We start from the raw sequence: 19,277 nt of genomic DNA, 5'->3' as shown, positions 1-19,277 counted from the left end.
AATAATAAATAAGTAGGAAGTAGTACCGACCATGTCTGTTCATTTAGTCTTAATTGATGCGCTCAATTTGATTCGGCGGATACACGCCGTTGAACAGCGCCATTATGGGCAAACAGGTACGCTTTCCGATTCTACCATCGCTCAAATTATTCATAACACGTCAACAGCCTGTGCCAAAGCTATGGAAAAAATTGTGAGTTATCACAAAGCAACGCATGCGCTAGCAGTGTTCGATTCAGAAAACCCTTGTTGGCGCTACGAAACCTTTCCAGATTACAAGAAAGGCCGCGCGAAAATGCCCGAATATTTGGCCAAGAGTCTCAATGACATTCAAGAAGTGTTTATGCAAAAACACGTCGACTCGTTAATTTCAGAACAAGACGAAGCAGATGATTTGATCGCGACGCTCGCGGTAAAAGTAGCCTTAAGAGGTCAACAGGTTACGATTATTTCCACTGACAAAATATTTTTGTCATTGTTGAGCAAGCATATTCGCGTGTATGACTACTTTACTCGACGTTTCTTAGACGAAGCACATGTTGAAAGCAAGTTTAGTGTGCAACCACAACAACTTATCGACTATTGGTCGCTTACTGGCGACAATACCAATAAGATTCCTGGCGTGAGTGGTATTGGCGGTAAAACAGCTGCCGATTTAATTAACCAATACGGTTCGTTAAAAGCGATTTTAAAAGCAGACGATTTAAAGTCGAGTGTACGAGAAAAAATTAATACCCACCAAGAGCAATTGATGATGACTCGCAAGCTCTTATGTTTACAAACGGATATTCCGCTAGGATTTAACCTTAAAGATATCCGCTTACCCCTTAACGACGGGCAAAGCATGCAATCTACCGGCTGATTTCGGTCAGTTGTCAGTAAAATACGACTAATGTGCCCTGTTTTTTGTTTAAATGTGTTATCTTTTTATGACTAATTTGTCATTCTCTGGCTTATTTAAAGATTTAAATGAATAAAAAAGTATTATTTAGGATCCTCCTTGCGCTAATTGCATACGCGGTGTTCGTGGTGCTCGTTGTTATGTTCTACAAAGACAGCCCTGCAGATATGAAGTGGGAAGATCGCGAACTTTATAATCGCCAATATATTGCCGCGCTGAAAATCGACAACTTTAACTTTGAGCAGGCGCTGACGGATTTAGGTACCCCCGATTTAACGGAAGCTAAAAAAGTCGGCATCGACAACTACCAAGTCCTTTTTTATCGCACGCAACACGTGAAGTCTGACGGCATTACAACGCAAGAAGAGTGTACACCGTTACTATTTAAGAATGATCAACTCATTGCCATTGGTGAGCCCGCTTACCAAGTATTTAGAGAATTAAGTTAGTCAGTTTCCCCGCTCGGGGCATTTCACTCAGACTCGCGCCTGCATTTCTTGCAATCAATTAATTTCTCGTACAAAAAAGATACATTTATCAACCAACTACGACCAAAGTCTGCTTGTTTCTCGCTTTGTACTATCCTTTAATACGGGTATTCGTTCAAAAAACTAACTTATGAAAGCTTTCATACTGGCTTACATAGTTTAAAAATGATATAAAACGCGCAATTTTTTAGCGTGGTCTAACCACGTAAAAGACATTCATTCAGAATTTTATACAAAGGTATTGTTAAATGGCTAAACAAACCATTACGGTAATCCCGGGCGACGGTATTGGTCCGGACATCATCGATTCAACGTTAAAAGTATTAGACAAAGCAGGCTGTGACTTTGAATATGAGTTTGCAGATGCAGGCTTAGTTGCTTTAGAAAAGCACGGTGAACTTGTTCCTCAAGAAACATTAGACTTAATTCAAAAGAACAAAATCACTTTGAAAGGTCCTCTAACAACACCTGTTGGCGAAGGTTTTACCTCAATCAACGTAACATTGCGTAAGCAATTCCAATTATACGCAAACGTACGTCCAGTACTTTCGTTCAAAGGCACTAAAGCACGTTACGAAGACATCGACATCATCACGATTCGTGAAAACACAGAAGGTATGTACTCTGGTTTAGGTCAGGTTGTTACTGAAGACGGTTCTCGCGCTGAAGCAATGAGCCAAATTACACGTGAAGGTGCTGAGCGTATCGTAGAATTTGCTTATGAACTAGCACGTAAAGAAGGTCGTAAAAAGGTCACTGCGGTACACAAAGCAAACATCCTTAAGTCAACGTCTGGTTTATTCCTTAAAGTTGCACGTGAAGTTGGTGAGCGTTACCCAGATATCGAATCAGCTGAAATGATTGTTGATAACACGTGTATGCAACTTGTCATGAACCCAGGTCAGTTCGACGTAATCGTAACGACTAACCTATTTGGTGATATTTTGTCTGACCTATGTGCTGGCCTTGTAGGTGGTTTAGGTATGGCACCTGGCGCTAACATTGGTAAAGATTGTGCAATCTTTGAAGCGGTTCACGGCTCTGCGCCAGACATTGCAGGTAAAAACCTTGCAAACCCAACGTCTGTTATCCTAGCGGCTATTCAAATGCTTGAGCATTTAGGTATGGCTGATAAAGCTGAAAAAATTCGCGCAGCATTAACTGACGTGATCGAATCAGGCGACCGTACAACTCGCGATTTAGGTGGTGAGCACGGTACAACAGACTTCACTGACGCATTATTAGAGCGTTTATAAGCGACAACTAGTTTGTCGCCTCTTTAAAGCTCTTAAGCTTTAATGGTGTAAAAGACAAAAAAGCTGGCATTAGCCAGCTTTTTTTATAAATAAATTACTATTTATCTATTGTTTTCTCTTTTAACTACATAGCGCACGTGCACCGTAATTTCATCACGATCGTAATACAAGTGTTTCGCTTGAACCTTACAAAAATCGCCGATTTCTTCACGTATTTTGGCAAGCAACTCTTTTATCGTTTCAAACTTCTTGCTCATCGGTAGTTTCAAATTAACAATGCACTCTCTGCACCAACCTTTTTGCATCCAATCGATAATTAACTTAGCACTGCGTTGTGGCTTGTCGATTATGTCGCATACCATCCAATCAATCGGTGTTTGATCGGGCACTGGTACCATTTGTCCATTTGAAAGCTTCTTCTCTAACCAATGGATTTGCGGCTTATTTGGCGTAAATTTATAGCCATCCATTTGAAAGTGTTTCACCTGCCCTGTTTCCATCAAGGATTCTGCCATGGGACCATTATCCACTGAAGAAACCATCATGCCGCGTCTAACCAATTGATACGTCCAACCGCCTGGGGAAGCACCTAAGTCAACGGCTTTCATGCCTGATGTTACGCGCGTGTCGCGCTCATCTTTTTCTACAAAGGTAAGAAATGCTTCATCGAGTTTTAATGTACTACGACTAGGGCTTTGGTTTGGGAACTTCAAACGCATAATACCCATAGCATGTTCAGAGCTATTGTTTGCGTATGAATATCCTAGCGTGACCTCTTTGCCGCTGTGAAAATAGGCATGCAAGATGGCGCCATCAGTGTCGCCTTTTTTGGTTAGCATATTATGCTGTCGCATCGCTTGGCGAAGTGGTACCGCGAGTTTACGGCAAAACTTAGATAACTCTTTACCTTCATTGGTGTCAGGCATTTCCATGCGTAAATCGGCATATTGCCATTCACTTCCTAGCGCCTCAATAATCGCCTCAACACGGTTATAATCGGGCAAGGCTACCTGACTTGCTAACGTCACAAACCATTGGCGTGTAAAAACCAAACTCGACAATCGAACTTTTTGAATGACACGCTCGGCATCATCGGCTTGATATACATTAAAGGTCACCAAGCCTTGGTTTTTATCAAAGGTAAAATAGCCAAAAATGTCTATTGAGGCCGCTCGGTCCTGAATCTCCGCGCCACATTCTTTTTCGTAACCTGGGCGGCAATACAAGGTAATGGATGAACTCATTTTTTGCGTATTCCTGAAACAGCAATTAACAGCCATGCAATCATAAAACAAACACCACCAACGGGGGTGAGTTTACCGATAAAATCAATTGCCATGGTTGATTTGATATAGATGGTAAAAGAAAACAGTATTATACCTGATAAAAAAAACATCTCGGCAAATTTAATTAGTTTTCCTTTGGATAAATGACATAACCACATGACACACAAATGGAACGCATGAAAGGCAAGCGCAATAACGACTCCCTTGGGATTGGCAACAGCAAAAGCACCATGACTAAACAAGGCGCTAAAAATGACTAAAAACAAGCCATTTAACCCTATAAACAAATTAACACTTGCTGTTGATTTCATTAATGAACTCCCTTGTTAATCGCGCTGCCGTATCGACGTGCTGCTCATGCGTAAAACCCGATCTAACGCGCGGCTTTAAATCATGATCCCCATCTTCAACAAAGTGAATCGAGACACAGTCGGCCAAATCGTAGTCGTTGCATTCGCTTTTACTCCCTAACAGATCTCGCTCACCTTGAACTATCAGCGTAGGCGTATTGATGCCTTGCAGTGGTTCTAGTCGCAACTTGTCGGCTTTTCGTTGCGGATGAAAAGGATAGCCATATGCGATACACCCGTTTGCCTTTTGTGGTGAAGATTTTAATAGCGTTGCGGCAACACGGCTCCCCATAGACTTACCAGCTAGATATATCGGCAGCTGCTCTACATTGTATTGCCCTACTTGTGCAAGGATATCTTGAAAGCAGTCTAATAACTTAGGCATTCGATCGGGTGGAAATTTTTTTCCTTCGACTGCTCTCCTATCCATATAGGGGAAGTTAAACAGTAATACCGACAAACCTTGTTGGTTGAGCAATGCCGCCATGTTTTGCATAAACGTATGTGACATATCTGCGCCAGCACCATGTGCCATAACGACAAGCGCAATGGCATCATCTGCGGGCAACCATTGTTGGCTAATCTTCATCGTTTCTTTCTTCACTTGCTACTGTATCTAATACCCAATCTCTAAACGCTGAAATTTTTCCTATATCCAACTGCGCTTCTCGACAAACTAGGTAAAACGCATTCTTACTAACCAGCTTTTCTGTGAACGGCACAACGAGACGGCCTGCGTCGATTTCAGGCTGCGCCAATACACTTTGAGCAAGTGCTACCCCTTGGGCATGGACGGCGGCCTGCACCACCATAGCTGAATGACTAAAGATAGGCCCATGATTAACATTAATCGATCTCACTTGCTGATTTTTAAACCATCTTTTCCAATCGCGCCTTGAAGTATCATGCAGCAATGTATGGTGTGATAAATCAGACACAGCGTTGAGCGGCTTGGTACCATTGACTAGCATAGGTGAACATACTGGAATAAGAAACTCAGTGTGCAGTTTATCTGCATGCACATTTGGCCAATTACCACGTCCATGATAAATGGCAACATCGACGTCTTCAGTTAAGGTGCCGTCAGGATCGTCAACCGCTTTAATGCGCACATCGATATCAGGATGCAATCTATTAAACTCGCTAAGTCGTGGCACGAGCCATTGAATCGCAAAACTTGGCTGTAAGCTGACCGTTATCGCACCTTTAGCGCCTCTTGCGAGCAACTTTTCGGTCGCATCATGCAAGGACTTAAAGATATCTTTAATGTCCATAAAATAGGACTGTCCTTCTTCAGTCAGCAAAAGCGCCCTGTTTTTACGCATAAATAGCTTTAAGCCAAGATGCTCTTCTAATGATTTTATTTGGTGACTTACGGCTGCTTGTGTCACGAACAATTCTTCCGCAGCCCTTGTAAAGCTTAGGTGCCGGGCAGACGCTTCAAAAGCGCGCAAGGCATTAAGTGGTGGTATTCTGGTTGCCATCGCATATTTCGCATTAGTTTTTCTAATCTAAAATATTATAAATTGTCATTTTAAAAAAGGCTAGTAACTGCGTATCATTCTTCCCGTAGATAAAAAGAACAAAAAAACACTTATTTTTTATAAGGATACTGTGTTGAATGCCCAACCTTCAACTTCCTGTAAATATAAGTGCACTTGTTTATCTATAAGGTTTTTTAACGGATTTACAAAACTTAAAGGCAACTTTTACATGAAATTAAGCAAACATTTAACGCTATCTAGCGTGCTCGCAGTTTACTTGATCTCACCTTTGTCTTTGGCCAATGTTCACCAGGTTAATTTAGTTAGCGCTGAACCAGTTGAACTAAGCCAAATAAACGCAGAGCAAAATGCACAAATGCGTGAAGCCCTGCAGAAGGAATTGAAATTAAGTAATCAATTAACAATTTCGTTAGAGACAGACACCCTGTTAGCGCAAGGTAACTCTGATGAAATGATCGACAGCCATTCGCAAACAGCTGTCGCTGAATAATGCTCGCGCAAATTAAAAAGGTGCCTTTTGGCACCTTTTTTTTAACCTGTAATCAATGGTTCGAATGATTTAACCAAGTCATCTATTGCCTTCATTTGCGATAAATAAGGCGTTAACTTATCAAGTGGCAAAGCACATGGTCCATCGCATTTAGCTTGGCTAGGATCTGGATGCGCTTCAATAAACAATCCACCAATACCTAAAGCCATACCGCTACGCGCTAGTTGAGCAGCCTGTGCTCTGCGACCGTCAGCTGAATCTTCCCTACCACCAGGCTTTTGAAGCGCATGAGTGGCATCAAAAATAACCGGTGCATAGCCCTTCATTTCATCCATGGCTAACATATCGACAACCAAATTGTTGTAGCCGTAGCAACTGCCGCGTTCACACAGAATAATGTTTTCATTACCCGCTTCGCCAAACTTCTTGATGATATGGCGCATTTCGTGTGCAGCTAAAAACTGAGGTTTTTTAACATTGATAATGGCGCCTGTTTTTGCCATTGCTACCACCAAATCGGTTTGTCTCGCCAAAAATGCAGGTAGTTGTATCACATCAACAACTTCAGCGACCGGTTGTGCTTGGTGTGGCTCATGAACATCAGTGATAATTGGCACGTCAAAGGTTTGTTTGATTTCTTCAAAAATCTTCAAGCCTTCATCCATACCAGGCCCTCTAAACGAATGCACTGATGAGCGATTTGCTTTATCAAACGAAGCTTTAAATACGTATGGAATGTTAAGTTTGGTAGTAACCTCTTTGTAGTATTCTGCAATTTGCATTGCTAAATCACGAGATTCCAATACATTCATACCGCCAAACAAAACAAATGGTTTGTCATTTGCTACTTGAATATCGCCAATTGCGACAGTTTGTAGACTCATTAATGTTGCCTGCTTTTTGTCTTTGTTAGTATTAGTTTAGTGTACTTTATGCGATTCGCTCAGGCTATCGATAAATACACTATTTAAGGTATTGTCCACAGATAACTTATCGTCATACATGACAGCGTGTCTGTCATTGTTTGAAAGGTTTTGCTCAAGTGTATTGGCATCACCTGGTAGCAATGTTCGGTTAAGGCCATTAAGAACATCCGCACACATCAAAGCATCTTTGTACGCTTTAGCATGAATAAGACTTGCTTTTAACTCGGTAAGATAAGCAATAATCAAATGCTGTTTTGAAAGGACTTTTAGTTCTCGGTTACTCGGGTCGCTTGGTAAGTCATCTAGTTGACCTTCCAACTCATTTACACTCAGAGAATCCCCCGTGACAGGGTCGAAGATAATAGCGTAGACTTCGTTGCAAACGATGCGCACGAAGGCTTGTTTTGGCAACACAATAATATCAGCGGTCAAATCACATTGGTTGATCACGTAACACATAACAATCGCTTTTAAGGTAGGTGACAGCTTTCTGCCTTCAATACCTTTGTCTATAACAAAGCTATCAAGTGGCCAATGGGCGCGATTATGATCGAGAAATAGCTGTTCGATAAACACGTGGTTTAGCAAAAGCTCAGCTTGCTCTAGCGGATTTTCTTGCTCGGCAATAGCAGTCTTCGCCATTGCTACAAGCCCCTCTAAAGCTGCTGTTTCGCTATGATGTGTTAGCAGCGTTTTTTCAATTAAGCCAATGGCATCAAGTAAATCGATGTTGCTATCGGTTAATTCATTTACAAGTAATTCTTTCATGTAATACGTCAAGCAGGCATAGATTCCTGCTTATCACATTCTCTCTGTTACGTCTTAACGTCTATATGGGGACGTATCGTTTAAATTCAAGGCCTAGAAGAAAATCGGTTGCTTAGTCATAGCAACGCGCGCAATTAACATAAACCAGCCTACTGCGCCTACATAACCTAGCACTCGCATCGCGTTGTTACGAGCAAGTTTTAACGCATAGTAGCCAGTAAATATGTAAGCAACTAAGGCAATAATCTTCTCTAACAACCAAGTGTACTCTAATGGGTTTATCGCCAAATAAAAGGCCATTGCAGCACCTGTTAACAGTAAAAAGGTGTCAACGACATGAGGGGTAATCTTTACCCATTTTTTATTAAGCTGCGCCGAACCGACGAGCGTCCAAAAAAATCTAACCGTAAAAAACGTGATGCTGATCACAGCAAGTGTCATGTGTAAGTGTTTCATTTATACCTCTAACGTGTGTATTGCGCATATGTTACGCGGTCATTGCCTGCGTAATCTTTAATTGTTTGTATGTTAGCGTATCCAAATTTTGCAAATAATGCTCTTACTTTTTCAGCTTGTTCAAAACCATGTTCAAGATAGAGACTCGCGCCTTGATTTAGATAGTGTCGTGCTTGTTCAATAATATGGATGATATCGCCATAACCGTTGTCACTGGCAACCAAAGCTGTGTTGGGTTCAAACCTTAAATCACCCTGCGATAAATGGCTATCCGATTCATCTATGTATGGTGGGTTACTAACAATAATGTCGTAACGATTATCATCTGCCACCTGCTCAAACCAGTCACTTTGAAATACGTTGACATGATTCAACTGGTTTAACGTTTTGTTTTCGTTAGCTAACGCTACTGCATCTTGATTAAAATCAACGGCGTCTACTTGCCAACTTGGTTGTTCACTTGCCAGTGCTAAAGCGATAGCACCTGTGCCGGTGCCTAAATCTAATAGCTTCAAATCTGCTTGAGGGTGCTGTGACAATACCGTCTCGACTAAACTTTCGGTGTCGGCTCTTGGGATTAATGTCGCCGGCGAAGTTTTAAGGGTTAGCGACCAAAACTCTCTCTCGCCAGTAATATAGGCTATGGGTTCACCTTCACGGCGACGAGCAATTAATGCTGAATATTGCTGTTGCACGCTCGCTTCAACATTGGTTTCTGGCCATGCGATTAAATAGGTATGCGGTTTATCTAGGACATGACAAAGCAGAATTTGTGCATCTAATTTGGCACTGTCGGATGATGCCGCCAGTGCCTTTTCACCAAAACTTAATAACTGCTCAATAGTCATTCAGCTTAGTTTTGCTCGTCTGCTAACGCCGCTAATTGGTCGGCTTGGTTTTCTTGAAGGATTGGCTCCATAACCAGTTGTAAGTTGCCTTCCATTACTTCATTCAAACGATACAAGGTTAGGTTGATACGATGATCCGTCATACGCCCTTGCGGGTAGTTGTAAGTACGAATACGCTCAGAACGATCACCACTAGCCACTAAGTTTCTGCGTGAAGATTCTTCCTGGCTACGACGCTTTTCATCTTCAACTTGTTGAAGCCTTGCTTGTAATACAGACATAGCCTGTGCACGGTTTTTGTGTTGCGAACGTTGATCCTGACACTCTACAACAATACCCGATGGTATATGAGTAATACGAATCGCTGAGTCGGTTTTGTTAACGTGCTGTCCACCTGCTCCTGACGCTCTAAACGTATCCACTTTCAGATCGGCTTTGTTTATTTCAATCGCTTCCGATTCTGGAATCTCTGGCATCACAACAACGGTACAAGCTGATGTATGAACACGGCCTTGCGATTCAGTTTCAGGAACACGTTGCACACGATGACCGCCCGATTCAAATTTCATTTGGCCATATGCACCGTCGCCAGCAACCTTAGCGATCACTTCTTTGTATCCGCCTTGCTCACTTTCGCTCAGGTTCATTGACTCGATTTTCCAACCCATCTTTTCTGCATAACGGGTATACATTCTGAATAAGTCGCCGGCAAAGATAGCCGCTTCGTCACCACCTGCTCCGGCTCTTATTTCTAAGAAACAGTTGCTGTCATCATTTGGATCCTTAGGAATAAGTAGCACTTGTAATTCCATTTCCAAACGCTCAATGGCGTCTTTCGCTTCAGCAAGCTCTTCTTGCGCCATTTCCTTAAGGTCTGGATCGTCCTCATTTAGCATTTCTTGCGCAGTTTCTATGTCGTCCTGCGCCGTTTTGTAGGCGTTAAACGTTTTTGTCACTTCTTCCAACTGAGAGAACTCTTTAGATAGTGCCTTGAATTTTTCTTGGTCACTAATGACATCAGGATCTGACAATAAGGCTTGCACTTCTTCGAAACGCTCAACAAGCATTTCCAGTTTTTGATAAACAGAATCTTTCATGAATTATTCGTCTTTATAGAAAGGTTAAGACTCTTTGGTCTGTTCTAAATTAAATATATCTCGCAGGTAAATTAGCTTATCTAGCTCACCACCTTGCGCGGCTGACTGCATTGCACTGGTAGGTGCATGCATTAATTTGTTCGTTAATTTGGTAGCAAGCTCTGCAATTACAGCATCGGCATGCTTACCTTGTTTTAGCTGAGCAACAGCTTTTTCAATCAACACATCGCGCTCATCTATGCACTGTTTACGATAACTCACTACAGTATCTTGTGTGTTCAAGCCTCGTAGCCAAGACATAAACTGTCCGGTTTGGTTCTTTACGATACCTTCCGCTTGTACGGCAGCTTTACGACGACTTTCAATGTTTTTTGCAATGATTGATTGCAAATCATCAACCGTATACAAAAATACGTCTTCTAGCTCGCCCACTTGCTCTTCAATGTCGCGAGGAACGGCTAAATCTACCATAAAAATGGGCTGATGCTTACGCTCTTCTAACGCTTTTTCCACCATACCTTTTCCTAAGATAGGCAAGGTACTGGCTGTCGAGCTAATGACAATATCGGCTTGTCCAATATGCTCTGGAATTTGCGCTAAGGTAATCACATCCGCGCCAACTTGCTTCGCCATCTCTTGTGCGCGACCCAAGGTACGATTGGCAACGGTGATTTGCCCTACTTTGTTGTCGTATAAATGCTTAGCAACCAGTTCAATCGTTTCACCCGCACCGACCAACAACACACGTGCTTTTTCTAGGTTAGCAAAAATATGTTTAGCTAAGCTTACCGCTGCAAAAGCCACAGAGACCGCGCTAGCGCCAATGTCTGTTTCTGTTCTAACTTGTTTCGCAACACCAAAGGTGCGTTGAAACAATCTATCCATAACAAGCGCCATAGAGCCAGCCGCTTTCGCTTGACTATAGGCTTGCTTCATTTGACCAAGGATTTGTGGTTCACCAAGAACAAGTGAATCCAAACCACACGCTACACGCATCATATGATTAACGGCGTGTTGATCGTGATGCCAATACAAGCAAGGGGCAATTGTTGAGGCTGGAACATTATGGTGTTGCTCTAACCAGCGCACAACACGCTCCTGAGTTGCGGTTACGTCACCTTCTTGCACCAAATACAATTCTGTACGATTGCAGGTAGACAGTATCGCCGCTTCTTTGCACTCTACAGCAGTAATCATATCTTGTAAGGCACTAGTTAACAGATCTGGGCCAAAAGAGATCTTCTCTCTAACGGCGACCGGCGCTGTTTTATGATTAATACCTACGGCTACTATCGACATGAAAAATAAAGGACCTGTTGATACGGATTTAGTTACAACTACAATGGTGCTAATTTTACGAAAATAACGCAACGATTGAAAGCTATATGCAAGCTATGTTTAAAATATACCTAGTTTCTTTTGTAATAAAGTCGTTATTTCATGCTTTTTAAACGCTTATCATTTGTTTTTGTTTTGCTTTTATCGGGTTGTAGCTTACTCAGCGAGCCACCCCATACCTTGAAAAATTATCAAGGAATGGAAAGACAGCAAGCCTTGGCTACTTCAAACTTTTGGCAGCTCAGCGGTAAAATTGCATTTATCCAACAAAATAAACGCGAAAGTGCTGTTATTTATTGGGAAAAACAAGGCGTTAATCAAAAAATCACGGTAACAAATGTGCTTGGCATCACGCTATTTAAGCTAACGTCCGACGCCGACAAACATGTCATCGACGTAGATGGTAAAAGCTATCAAGGAAAAGACTTAGATAGTCTGTTGTTTGACTTAACACAGCTAGAATTTCCGGTTGAACCGATCGCTTATTGGATAAAAGCCCTGCCGTTTAGTGAAGATGATCAAATTGATGACAAAAATGGTTTGCCTAATATACTCATCGGGAATTATCACAGTAACCAATACAAGGTCACTTACAGCGGCTACAAAGCGTTTCAAGGTGTTCAAATGCCGACCAAAATATCGGTTAAACACCCTTCTAGTACAATCAAATTGAGCATCAATAAATGGGTGCTGTAACAGAAAAAAAGATGCCAAGTAGCATCACAGTAACAAGCCCAGCGAAACTAAATTTGTTTCTTCACATCGTCGGTCGCCGCGTTGATGGTTACCATAATTTAGAAACGCTGTTTCAGTTTCTCGACTATGGCGATCGCATAACCATCGCGGCAAACGCCTCGGGTAAAATCATCTTACAAACACCGATGCCAGGCGTTGCGCTTGAAGACAATTTAATTTACAAAGCCGCTACTGCTTTACAGCGTTATACCAAGACACAACATGGCTGCAATATATCAATAGAGAAAGTACTGCCGATGGGTGGCGGTTTAGGCGGAGGCTCATCAAATGCAGCCACAGTGCTATTGCTACTAAACAAACTTTGGCAAACTAATGTAACCACAGAAAAACTCGCTGATATTGGCTTATCTTTAGGTGCAGATGTACCGATTTTTGTACATGGCTTTTCCGCGTTTGCGCAAGGCGTTGGAGAGAAATTAACGCAAGTACATCCAAAAGAGTACTGGTACCTGATTTCAAAGCCAGACATCAGCATTAGTACTGCTGAGGTATTCACCGCAGAGCAACTACCGAGAAATTCCGCGTCTATCAATATAAACGACTATAATGATGACAACTTGTTTAGTGATTTCCATAATGATTGCCAAACTTATGTGGTAAATCACTATCCTAAGGTTGCCAATCTACTGGCTAGGTTGTTAGAATACGCGCCGTCGCGTATGACCGGCACAGGTGCTTGTATTTTTAGTTGTTTTAGCACAAAAGATGAAGCTTTAGCCGCAGCCAAACAGCTGCCAGATGACGTTGAATGCTTTGTTGCTAAAGGGGTGAATAATTCCCCCGTTACGACTGCACTTAGGTCGATATAAAATTAATGAAGGTTGGTAATATTTATTCACCAACCATATGTTTAAATGTCAAAAGTTTCTGAGGAACTGACAGTGCCTGACATGAAAATTTTTGCGGGTAACGCCACCCCTGAACTGGCTAAAAAAATCGCTGACCGTTTATACATCAGTTTAGGAGAAGCTAAAGTTGGTAGCTTTAGCGACGGCGAAATCAGTGTTGAGTTCACTGAGAATGTCCGTGGTGCAGACGTGTTTATTATTCAATCTACATGTGCACCAACTAACAATAACCTAATGGAACTTATTGTAATGATTGACGCATTACGTCGTGCGTCAGCGGGTCGTATTACAGCGGTTATGCCTTATTTTGGCTATGCTCGCCAAGACCGTCGTGTGCGTAGTGCACGTGTTCCAATTACCGCAAAAGTTGTAGCAGACTTCCTTTCTAGTGTCGGTGTCGACCGTGTACTAACGGTTGATTTACACGCGGAACAAATTCAAGGCTTCTTCGACGTACCTGTAGACAATGTATTCGGTACACCAATTCTTTTAGAAGATATGCTAGAGAAAAACTTAGACAACCCAGTGGTTGTTTCACCAGACATTGGTGGTGTTGTGCGTGCACGTGCCGTGGCCAAGCTGCTTGATGACGCTGATTTAGCGATTATCGATAAGCGTCGTCCTAAAGCCAATGTAGCGCAAGTTATGCACATTATCGGTGACGTTGAAGGTCGTGACTGTTTCATCGTTGACGATATGATTGATACGGGCGGTACCTTAGCAAAAGCGGCTGAAGCACTTAAAAGCGCTGGCGCAAGAAACGTATATGCGTATGCTACCCACCCTGTTTTATCAGGCAATGCAGCTGAAAACCTTAAAAACTCAGTGATTGATGAAATCATTGTGACAGATTCTATCCCGTTAACGCCTGAAATTAAGGCGCTAGGCAACGTTCGTCAGCTAACATTAAGTGGTATGTTATCTGAAGCGATTCGCAGAGTTTGTAACGAAGAATCTATTTCTGCCATGTTTAAGTAAACATAGCGCAAATAATTGTTTAAAAAACGGAGCATTATGCTCCGTTTTTTATTGGCTTTTATATAAGCGAAGTGTTACTATTGCGCGCCTTCAAAAAGACCTCGGTTTATTTTGAAGCAATGAACGTTGTTTTTGGTCGCAAAAAACAACCCTTTTTTAAACAAATTTAAAGAGAAATTATCATGTCTGATATTTTAAATTTGGATGCTGAAGTACGTACAGACCTAGGGAAAGGTGCGAGCCGCCGCCTACGTCACGCGAACAAAGTTCCAGCAATCCTTTACGGTGCAGGTCAAGAGCCTGTTTCTTTAACACTTGCGCACAACAAAGTTTTCCGTGCTCAAGAAGAAGAAGCATTTTACTCACAAGTTTTAACGCTTAACGTTGACGGCAAAGCTGTTGAAGTAATTGTTAAAGACATGCAACGTCACCCATTCAAGCCATTAGTAATGCACGTTGATTTCTTGCGCGTTGACGCGAAACAAGAAATTCACACTAACATCCCTGTGCATTTCGTTAATGAAGAAGCATTAAACAAAGCGGGTGCAGTTATTACTCACCACGTAAATGAAATCGAAGTAAGCTGTTTACCTAAGCACTTACCAGAGTTCATTGAAGTTGACCTTGCTGACGTTGAAGTTGGACAAACTCTTCACCTTACAGATGTTGCCCTTCCAAAAGGTGTTACATCAGTTGAGTTAGCTAAAGGTGAAAGCCACGACATCGCAATCGTTTCAGCTAATGCTCCTAAGGCATCTGCAAGCGAAGACACTGAGTCTGCAGACGATGCTGCTGGTGAAGAAGAAGCTACTGAAGAATAATTTAAGGACTAATCCTTAGATGACTATTCAGTTAGTTGTGGGGCTGGGTAATCCCGGCCCCGAATATTCAAAAACACGCCATAATGCTGGAGTTTGGTTCGTTGAAGAACTTGCTTCACGCTACAACATTTCTCTCAAACCTGAAAAAAAATATTCTGGCCTTTACGGTAAAGGCGATATTGGTGGTCAACTAGTCCACTTACTAATCCCTACTACGTTCATGAATCGCAGTGGGCAAGCAGTAGCGCCGTTAGCAAATTTTTATAAAATTTCGGTAGATAATATCCTCGTTGCACACGACGAATTGGATATGCCACCAGGTGTTTGTAAAATCAAGAAAGGCGGTGGTCATGGCGGCCACAATGGTTTAAGAGATATCATTGCCAGAATGGCAAATAACAAAGATTTTTATCGTCTGCGCATAGGCATAGACCATCCAGGTCACAAAGATAAAGTGACCGGGCATGTGCTGGGCAAAGCGCCGGCGAATGAACAAGTTAAAATCGATGAAGCTATCGATGAGGCAGTCCGCTGTTTTGACATTTGGCAAACAGATGACTTAAAGAAAGCGCAAAACCGATTACACTCGTTTAAAGCAAACTAACTAATTACGAAGCAGGTTAAAATTATGGGTTTTAAATGTGGCATTGTTGGCTTACCTAACGTCGGCAAATCAACACTATTCAATGCATTAACTAAAGCAGGCATTGAGGCAGCAAACTTTCCATTCTGTACAATTGAGCCAAACACAGGTGTTGTTCCTGTGCCAGATCCACGTTTAGACAAGTTAGCGAGCATCGTAAGTCCAGAACGCGTTATCGCAACAACGATGGAGTTTGTTGACATTGCGGGTCTTGTAGCAGGTGCTTCAAAAGGTGAAGGGCTTGGTAACAAGTTCTTAGCAAACATTCGTGAAACAGACGCTATTGGTCACGTTGTACGTTGTTTTGAAAACGAAAACATTGTTCACGTTGCTGGCCAAGTAAACCCTGCTGAAGACATTGATGTTATCAATACTGAACTTGCCTTAGCTGATATGGATACTGCTGAACGCGCTATCCAACGTCAAACTAAAAAGGCAAAAGGCGGCGACAAAGACGCTAAATTTGAGCTACCAGTATTAGAAAAGATTCTAAAACATGTAGAAGATGGCCATATGGTTCGCTCTTTAGACTTAAGCAAGGAAGAACTGGCAGCGGTTAAATACTTAAACTTCTTAACTGTGAAGCCAACAATGTATATAGCTAATGTCAACGATGATGGTTTTGAAAATAACCCGTACCTAGATCAAGTACGAGAAATCGCAGAAAAAGAAGGTGCAGTTGTTGTTCCAGTATGTGCTGAGATTGAAGGTGAGTTGTCTGAAATGGACGAAGAGGACCGTGAAATCTTTATGGAAGAAATGGGCCTTACGGAGCCAGGTTTAAACCGCGTGATCAACTCAGGTTACGGCTTACTTAACCTACAAACGTATTTCACTGCTGGTGTTAAAGAAGTACGTGCATGGACGGTTAAAATCAATGCGACAGCGCCACAAGCAGCTGGTGTTATCCATACTGACTTTGAGAAAGGCTTTATTCGTGCAGAAGTCGTATCTTATGACGACTTTGTAGAATTCAACGGTGAATCTGGCGCTAAGGAAGCCGGGAAATGGCGCTTAGAAGGTAAAGACTACCTTGTTAAAGACGGCGATGTAGTTCACTTTAGATTTAACGTTTAGGCGCTTACGCTAAGGCTTCGGGCTTCGGGCTTCGGGCTTCGGGCTTCGGGCTTCGGGCTTCGGGCTTCGGATGACAAAAAATGAAAAAGCCAGTTGATGCAAATCAGCTGGCTTTTTTGTATTTATAGCGCATCTTCGTAGAAAATGGCAATAACCCAAGGCGGTTCACCTCAGTTTTATTGACCTTTTATCACCATACCTCTGAAAGAGTAGATATCCGATTATTGGAATAATGAAGTTGGTTAGGCTCCATACAACCGCGTCCTTTGCTTGTGAAGCGTTTTTAACAATAATAATTGTAGGCACGATATAACAAATTAATAAGACCGGTAGAACGACTAAAACAAAGGTACCAACCATATCCGACATACACTACTCCTTTAGAATAAATATCAATAGTAGTATAGGCGTTTTTAAACAGAAAGGTTATTAGAGCTTTGCGCAAGCACGGAAACCGCTAATACCCAAAAGAGTCAGCGCGTCTAGAATAAAGTGTATTGGAAATTTGGAAGAAACAGTTTCAATTCTAAAATGGTACGGGAGGAGAGACTTGAACTCTCACGCCTCGCGGCACTGGAACCTAAATCCAGCGCGTCTACCAATTCCGCCACTCCCGCATTTTAGAAAGTATTGAAACTTAGAGGAAAATTGGCTGGGGTACAAGGATTTGAACCTTGGAATGACGGGATCAAAACCCGCTGCCTTACCGCTTGGCTATACCCCAACAAAATTCCTGGAATACATCGTTGAAATCACTTTTAGAAAAAGTGGCTGGGGTACAAGGATTTGAACCTTGGAATGACGGGATCAAAACCCGCTGCCTTACCGCTTGGCTATACCCCAACGATGATTTCTAGACCTTACTGAGAAATGGTACGGGAGGAGAGACTTGAACTCTCACGCCTCGCGGCACTGGAACCTAAATCCAGCGCGTCTACCAATTCCGCCACTCCCGCGCAAATTGATTGTAAATGGTGGCTACACCGGGATTTGAACCTGGGACCCCATCATTATGAGTGATGTGCTCTAACCAGCTGAGCTATGTAGCCATTTATCTTTACAATCTTGCCTCTCAGCAAGTGGCGCGTATTATGCAAATCTGTTTGTGATACGTCAACCGTTTTTTTATAAAAAAATGTCTTATTTTGTTTGTTTGCACAAGATGTATGCAATTTGTTTTAAAACTATGCGAAATGTACTGTTTTAGATCACTTTATTCGCTATAAACCACACGCATACTTTAATGCTTGTTCTTTTATTACTGGTGCTTTGTTTGCTATAGCCAACCCTGCATTGCGCAGCAACTTAACGACTCCTGATGGATGTTTAAAGCCAAAATAAAATGCATCCATCGCCGACATCATCAATAGATTATCCGTTCTGCGCGCGCGCTCGTAGCCTTTTAATACGTCCTTATTATCCCAAGGCTTACCTTCTGCAATTGCAGAAACTATATGTTCTACTAATGCTTTGACATCTTTAAAGCCAATGTTTACTCCCTGCCCCGCCAGTGGATTTATAGTGTGGGCGGCATCACCTAGCAATACCACACGCCCTTGACTATATCGGTTAGCGTGTCGCCTTGTTAGGGGGAAGGCACCTTTATCAATAACCGACACCTTACCTAGACGGCTAGGAAAGGTCGCTTCGACTGCATCAGTGAGTTGTTGATTATTCAATGACAATAGTTGTTTGATTTTATCCGGCGAATCATACCAAACGAGTGAGGCTTGGTTATGTTGCAGCGGAAGAAATGCCCTTGGCCCCTGTGGTGTCATATATTGCCAAGTGATATCTTGCTGTTCGTATTCTGTTTCAACATTGATCAACATAGCAGACTGCTGATAATCCCAGCCAGTAGTTCCAATGTTTGCTAACTGTCTAATTGTCGAATGGGCGCCGTCTGCAGCTAATAATAGCTTTGCGCTCATGTGCTCACTATTTGACAGCTGTATGTTGCATTGTTTGTTGTCCTGCACTAATGCGGTCACGGACTCACCAACAAACAGTTGAACATTATTGTGTCCTGATAGTTTTTGCCAAATCGCATGTTGAATCACATGATTTTCAATAATATGGCCCAAGTGCGGTTGAGAAATAGATGCTGCGTCAAATTCCGTATAACTATAGTCACTTTCCCAAATAGCTAACTTCCTATAAGGTGCATGTCGCTGAGACACAATGTGTTGCCAAACATCTAATTGTTTAAGCAATTGCTCAGAGCCAAGCGATATCGCCGAAACTCTTAAGTTGTATGGTGCAGAATCATCAACATGGCTAGGTTGCTGCTTTTCGATAACGGCAATAGTCAATCCTTGTTCTGCCAGCGACAGTGCTACTGAGGCACCAACCATGCCTCCTCCAACAACAATCACATCAAACTTTTGCATCTATATTCTCTGTAAGCTCTGCGAATATTCATTTTAGCTAAACTAGCAAAGGATA

21 protein-coding genes and 5 tRNA genes are annotated in these 19,277 nt (G+C 42.2%); 10 read left to right on the top strand and 16 right to left on the bottom strand.

Going from position 1 to position 19,277, the window contains the following annotated elements:
* Positions 1 to 31 precede the first annotated feature (31 nt).
* From xni to QUD85_RS06050, 3 genes are all read left to right on the top strand, one after another.
* Complete coding sequence (gene xni / locus QUD85_RS06060) at positions 32 to 862, top strand: flap endonuclease Xni (protein WP_093329962.1); 831 nt, start codon at positions 32 to 34, stop codon at positions 860 to 862.
* A gap of 107 nt (positions 863 to 969) precedes the next feature.
* Positions 970 to 1,350, top strand: coding sequence for a DUF3192 domain-containing protein (locus tag QUD85_RS06055; protein ID WP_093329959.1), 381 nt, complete (start codon positions 970 to 972; stop codon positions 1,348 to 1,350).
* Positions 1,351 to 1,637: 287 nt separating this feature from the next.
* Entirely contained in the window at positions 1,638 to 2,645 is a 1,008-nt protein-coding gene (locus QUD85_RS06050; RefSeq protein WP_093329957.1) for an isocitrate dehydrogenase, read from the top strand.
* Between the two features lie 101 nt (positions 2,646 to 2,746).
* On the opposite strand, the gene rlmM is transcribed toward QUD85_RS06050, so the two are convergent.
* Genes rlmM through QUD85_RS06030 form a run of 4 tightly spaced genes read right to left on the bottom strand, consistent with a single transcriptional unit; the run spans position 2,747 to position 5,765 of the window.
* Positions 2,747 to 3,889 carry a 23S rRNA (cytidine(2498)-2'-O)-methyltransferase RlmM gene (gene rlmM, locus QUD85_RS06045; RefSeq protein WP_093329954.1) on the bottom strand — a complete coding sequence of 381 codons (1,143 nt, stop codon included), beginning with the start codon at positions 3,887 to 3,889 and terminating at the stop codon, positions 2,747 to 2,749.
* Positions 3,886 to 4,242, bottom strand: a complete 357-nt coding sequence (locus QUD85_RS06040; RefSeq protein ID WP_093329952.1) for a DUF423 domain-containing protein — start codon at positions 4,240 to 4,242, stop codon at positions 3,886 to 3,888. Before QUD85_RS06040 ends, rlmM begins: the two co-directional genes overlap by 4 nt.
* Complete coding sequence (locus tag QUD85_RS06035; protein ID WP_093329950.1) at positions 4,220 to 4,870, bottom strand: alpha/beta family hydrolase; 651 nt, start codon at positions 4,868 to 4,870, stop codon at positions 4,220 to 4,222. The genes QUD85_RS06040 and QUD85_RS06035 overlap by 23 nt, the downstream gene beginning before the upstream one ends.
* Entirely contained in the window at positions 4,860 to 5,765 is a 906-nt protein-coding gene (locus QUD85_RS06030) for a transcriptional regulator GcvA (RefSeq protein WP_093329947.1), read from the bottom strand. Before QUD85_RS06030 ends, QUD85_RS06035 begins: the two co-directional genes overlap by 11 nt.
* A gap of 229 nt (positions 5,766 to 5,994) precedes the next feature.
* On the opposite strand from QUD85_RS06030, the gene QUD85_RS06025 reads away from it, so the two are divergent.
* Positions 5,995 to 6,276 (top strand): hypothetical protein, encoded by a 282-nt coding sequence (locus tag QUD85_RS06025; protein ID WP_093329944.1) that lies wholly within the window; start codon positions 5,995 to 5,997, stop codon positions 6,274 to 6,276.
* A gap of 41 nt (positions 6,277 to 6,317) precedes the next feature.
* Here QUD85_RS06025 and kdsA read toward each other — a convergent pair whose 3' ends face one another.
* The 6 genes from kdsA to hemA all read right to left on the bottom strand — a co-directional run bounded on the left by kdsA (position 6,318) and on the right by hemA (position 11,670).
* Positions 6,318 to 7,160: a 3-deoxy-8-phosphooctulonate synthase gene (kdsA, locus tag QUD85_RS06020; RefSeq protein ID WP_093329941.1), complete on the bottom strand. Its 843-nt coding sequence runs from the start codon at positions 7,158 to 7,160 to the stop codon at positions 6,318 to 6,320.
* Positions 7,161 to 7,196: 36 nt separating this feature from the next.
* A complete protein-coding gene (locus QUD85_RS06015; RefSeq protein ID WP_093329939.1) occupies positions 7,197 to 7,970 on the bottom strand; it encodes a transglutaminase family protein in 774 nt (257 codons plus the stop codon).
* A 93-nt stretch (positions 7,971 to 8,063) separates the two neighbouring features.
* Entirely contained in the window at positions 8,064 to 8,426 is a 363-nt protein-coding gene (locus QUD85_RS06010; RefSeq protein WP_093329936.1) for a SirB2 family protein, read from the bottom strand.
* Positions 8,427 to 8,434: 8 nt separating this feature from the next.
* On the bottom strand, positions 8,435 to 9,274 hold the full coding sequence (gene prmC / locus QUD85_RS06005) for a peptide chain release factor N(5)-glutamine methyltransferase (protein WP_093329934.1): 840 nt from the start codon (positions 9,272 to 9,274) through the stop codon (positions 8,435 to 8,437).
* Between the two features lie 5 nt (positions 9,275 to 9,279).
* Positions 9,280 to 10,371, bottom strand: coding sequence for a peptide chain release factor 1 (gene prfA / locus QUD85_RS06000; protein ID WP_093329931.1), 1,092 nt, complete (start codon positions 10,369 to 10,371; stop codon positions 9,280 to 9,282).
* A gap of 24 nt (positions 10,372 to 10,395) precedes the next feature.
* Entirely contained in the window at positions 10,396 to 11,670 is a 1,275-nt protein-coding gene (hemA, locus tag QUD85_RS05995; RefSeq protein WP_093330192.1) for a glutamyl-tRNA reductase, read from the bottom strand.
* A gap of 141 nt (positions 11,671 to 11,811) precedes the next feature.
* On the opposite strand from hemA, the gene lolB reads away from it, so the two are divergent.
* From lolB to ychF, 6 genes are all read left to right on the top strand, one after another.
* Positions 11,812 to 12,405, top strand: a complete 594-nt coding sequence (lolB, locus tag QUD85_RS05990) for a lipoprotein insertase outer membrane protein LolB (RefSeq protein WP_093329928.1) — start codon at positions 11,812 to 11,814, stop codon at positions 12,403 to 12,405.
* 11 nt (positions 12,406 to 12,416) lie between these two features.
* Positions 12,417 to 13,274, top strand: coding sequence for a 4-(cytidine 5'-diphospho)-2-C-methyl-D-erythritol kinase (ispE, locus tag QUD85_RS05985; RefSeq protein ID WP_093330189.1), 858 nt, complete (start codon positions 12,417 to 12,419; stop codon positions 13,272 to 13,274).
* A gap of 72 nt (positions 13,275 to 13,346) precedes the next feature.
* Positions 13,347 to 14,291, top strand: a complete 945-nt coding sequence (locus tag QUD85_RS05980; protein ID WP_093330185.1) for a ribose-phosphate pyrophosphokinase — start codon at positions 13,347 to 13,349, stop codon at positions 14,289 to 14,291.
* A gap of 182 nt (positions 14,292 to 14,473) precedes the next feature.
* Entirely contained in the window at positions 14,474 to 15,112 is a 639-nt protein-coding gene (locus QUD85_RS05975) for a 50S ribosomal protein L25/general stress protein Ctc (protein ID WP_093329926.1), read from the top strand.
* A gap of 19 nt (positions 15,113 to 15,131) precedes the next feature.
* Positions 15,132 to 15,716, top strand: coding sequence for an aminoacyl-tRNA hydrolase (gene pth / locus QUD85_RS05970; RefSeq protein ID WP_093329924.1), 585 nt, complete (start codon positions 15,132 to 15,134; stop codon positions 15,714 to 15,716).
* Between the two features lie 24 nt (positions 15,717 to 15,740).
* A complete protein-coding gene (gene ychF / locus QUD85_RS05965) occupies positions 15,741 to 16,832 on the top strand; it encodes a redox-regulated ATPase YchF (RefSeq protein ID WP_093329922.1) in 1,092 nt (363 codons plus the stop codon).
* 532 nt (positions 16,833 to 17,364) lie between these two features.
* Here the strand turns inward: ychF and QUD85_RS05960 are convergent.
* The 6 genes from QUD85_RS05960 to QUD85_RS05935 all read right to left on the bottom strand — a co-directional run bounded on the left by QUD85_RS05960 (position 17,365) and on the right by QUD85_RS05935 (position 19,222).
* Positions 17,365 to 17,449 (bottom strand) — tRNA-Leu (locus tag QUD85_RS05960).
* Positions 17,450 to 17,481: 32 nt separating this feature from the next.
* Positions 17,482 to 17,556: transfer RNA gene (locus tag QUD85_RS05955), tRNA-Gln, on the bottom strand.
* Between the two features lie 44 nt (positions 17,557 to 17,600).
* Positions 17,601 to 17,675 (bottom strand) — tRNA-Gln (locus tag QUD85_RS05950).
* A 28-nt stretch (positions 17,676 to 17,703) separates the two neighbouring features.
* Positions 17,704 to 17,788 (bottom strand) — tRNA-Leu (locus tag QUD85_RS05945).
* A 16-nt stretch (positions 17,789 to 17,804) separates the two neighbouring features.
* Positions 17,805 to 17,881: transfer RNA gene (locus QUD85_RS05940), tRNA-Met, on the bottom strand.
* Positions 17,882 to 18,052: 171 nt separating this feature from the next.
* Positions 18,053 to 19,222 (bottom strand): FAD-dependent oxidoreductase, encoded by a 1,170-nt coding sequence (locus QUD85_RS05935; protein ID WP_093329918.1) that lies wholly within the window; start codon positions 19,220 to 19,222, stop codon positions 18,053 to 18,055.
* Between the last annotated feature and the right edge of the window lie 55 nt (positions 19,223 to 19,277).

This window comes from Thalassotalea agarivorans, assembly GCF_030295955.1.
In the GTDB taxonomy this organism is placed as follows: domain Bacteria; phylum Pseudomonadota; class Gammaproteobacteria; order Enterobacterales; family Alteromonadaceae; genus Thalassotalea_D; species Thalassotalea_D agarivorans.
The sequence above is the reverse complement of the archived record's forward strand: the minus strand, read 5'-3'. Positions and strand labels throughout refer to the sequence as shown.

What these genes read in the sequence shown, in the direction of transcription:
- xni (WP_093329962.1), top strand. Translation starts at nt 32, where the DNA reads ATGTCTGTTCATTTAGTCTTAATTGATGCGCTCAATTTGATTCGGCGG.
- QUD85_RS06055 (WP_093329959.1), top strand. Translation starts at nt 970, where the DNA reads ATGAATAAAAAAGTATTATTTAGGATCCTCCTTGCGCTAATTGCATAC.
- QUD85_RS06050 (WP_093329957.1), top strand. Translation starts at nt 1,638, where the DNA reads ATGGCTAAACAAACCATTACGGTAATCCCGGGCGACGGTATTGGTCCG.
- rlmM (WP_093329954.1), bottom strand. Translation starts at nt 3,889, where the DNA reads ATGAGTTCATCCATTACCTTGTATTGCCGCCCAGGTTACGAAAAAGAA.
- QUD85_RS06040 (WP_093329952.1), bottom strand. Translation starts at nt 4,242, where the DNA reads ATGAAATCAACAGCAAGTGTTAATTTGTTTATAGGGTTAAATGGCTTG.
- QUD85_RS06035 (WP_093329950.1), bottom strand. Translation starts at nt 4,870, where the DNA reads ATGAAGATTAGCCAACAATGGTTGCCCGCAGATGATGCCATTGCGCTT.
- QUD85_RS06030 (WP_093329947.1), bottom strand. Translation starts at nt 5,765, where the DNA reads ATGGCAACCAGAATACCACCACTTAATGCCTTGCGCGCTTTTGAAGCG.
- QUD85_RS06025 (WP_093329944.1), top strand. Translation starts at nt 5,995, where the DNA reads ATGAAATTAAGCAAACATTTAACGCTATCTAGCGTGCTCGCAGTTTAC.
- kdsA (WP_093329941.1), bottom strand. Translation starts at nt 7,160, where the DNA reads ATGAGTCTACAAACTGTCGCAATTGGCGATATTCAAGTAGCAAATGAC.
- QUD85_RS06015 (WP_093329939.1), bottom strand. Translation starts at nt 7,970, where the DNA reads ATGAAAGAATTACTTGTAAATGAATTAACCGATAGCAACATCGATTTA.
- QUD85_RS06010 (WP_093329936.1), bottom strand. Translation starts at nt 8,426, where the DNA reads ATGAAACACTTACACATGACACTTGCTGTGATCAGCATCACGTTTTTT.
- prmC (WP_093329934.1), bottom strand. Translation starts at nt 9,274, where the DNA reads ATGACTATTGAGCAGTTATTAAGTTTTGGTGAAAAGGCACTGGCGGCA.
- prfA (WP_093329931.1), bottom strand. Translation starts at nt 10,371, where the DNA reads ATGAAAGATTCTGTTTATCAAAAACTGGAAATGCTTGTTGAGCGTTTC.
- hemA (WP_093330192.1), bottom strand. Translation starts at nt 11,670, where the DNA reads ATGTCGATAGTAGCCGTAGGTATTAATCATAAAACAGCGCCGGTCGCC.
- lolB (WP_093329928.1), top strand. Translation starts at nt 11,812, where the DNA reads ATGCTTTTTAAACGCTTATCATTTGTTTTTGTTTTGCTTTTATCGGGT.
- ispE (WP_093330189.1), top strand. Translation starts at nt 12,417, where the DNA reads ATGCCAAGTAGCATCACAGTAACAAGCCCAGCGAAACTAAATTTGTTT.
- QUD85_RS05975 (WP_093329926.1), top strand. Translation starts at nt 14,474, where the DNA reads ATGTCTGATATTTTAAATTTGGATGCTGAAGTACGTACAGACCTAGGG.
- pth (WP_093329924.1), top strand. Translation starts at nt 15,132, where the DNA reads ATGACTATTCAGTTAGTTGTGGGGCTGGGTAATCCCGGCCCCGAATAT.
- ychF (WP_093329922.1), top strand. Translation starts at nt 15,741, where the DNA reads ATGGGTTTTAAATGTGGCATTGTTGGCTTACCTAACGTCGGCAAATCA.
- QUD85_RS05935 (WP_093329918.1), bottom strand. Translation starts at nt 19,222, where the DNA reads ATGCAAAAGTTTGATGTGATTGTTGTTGGAGGAGGCATGGTTGGTGCC.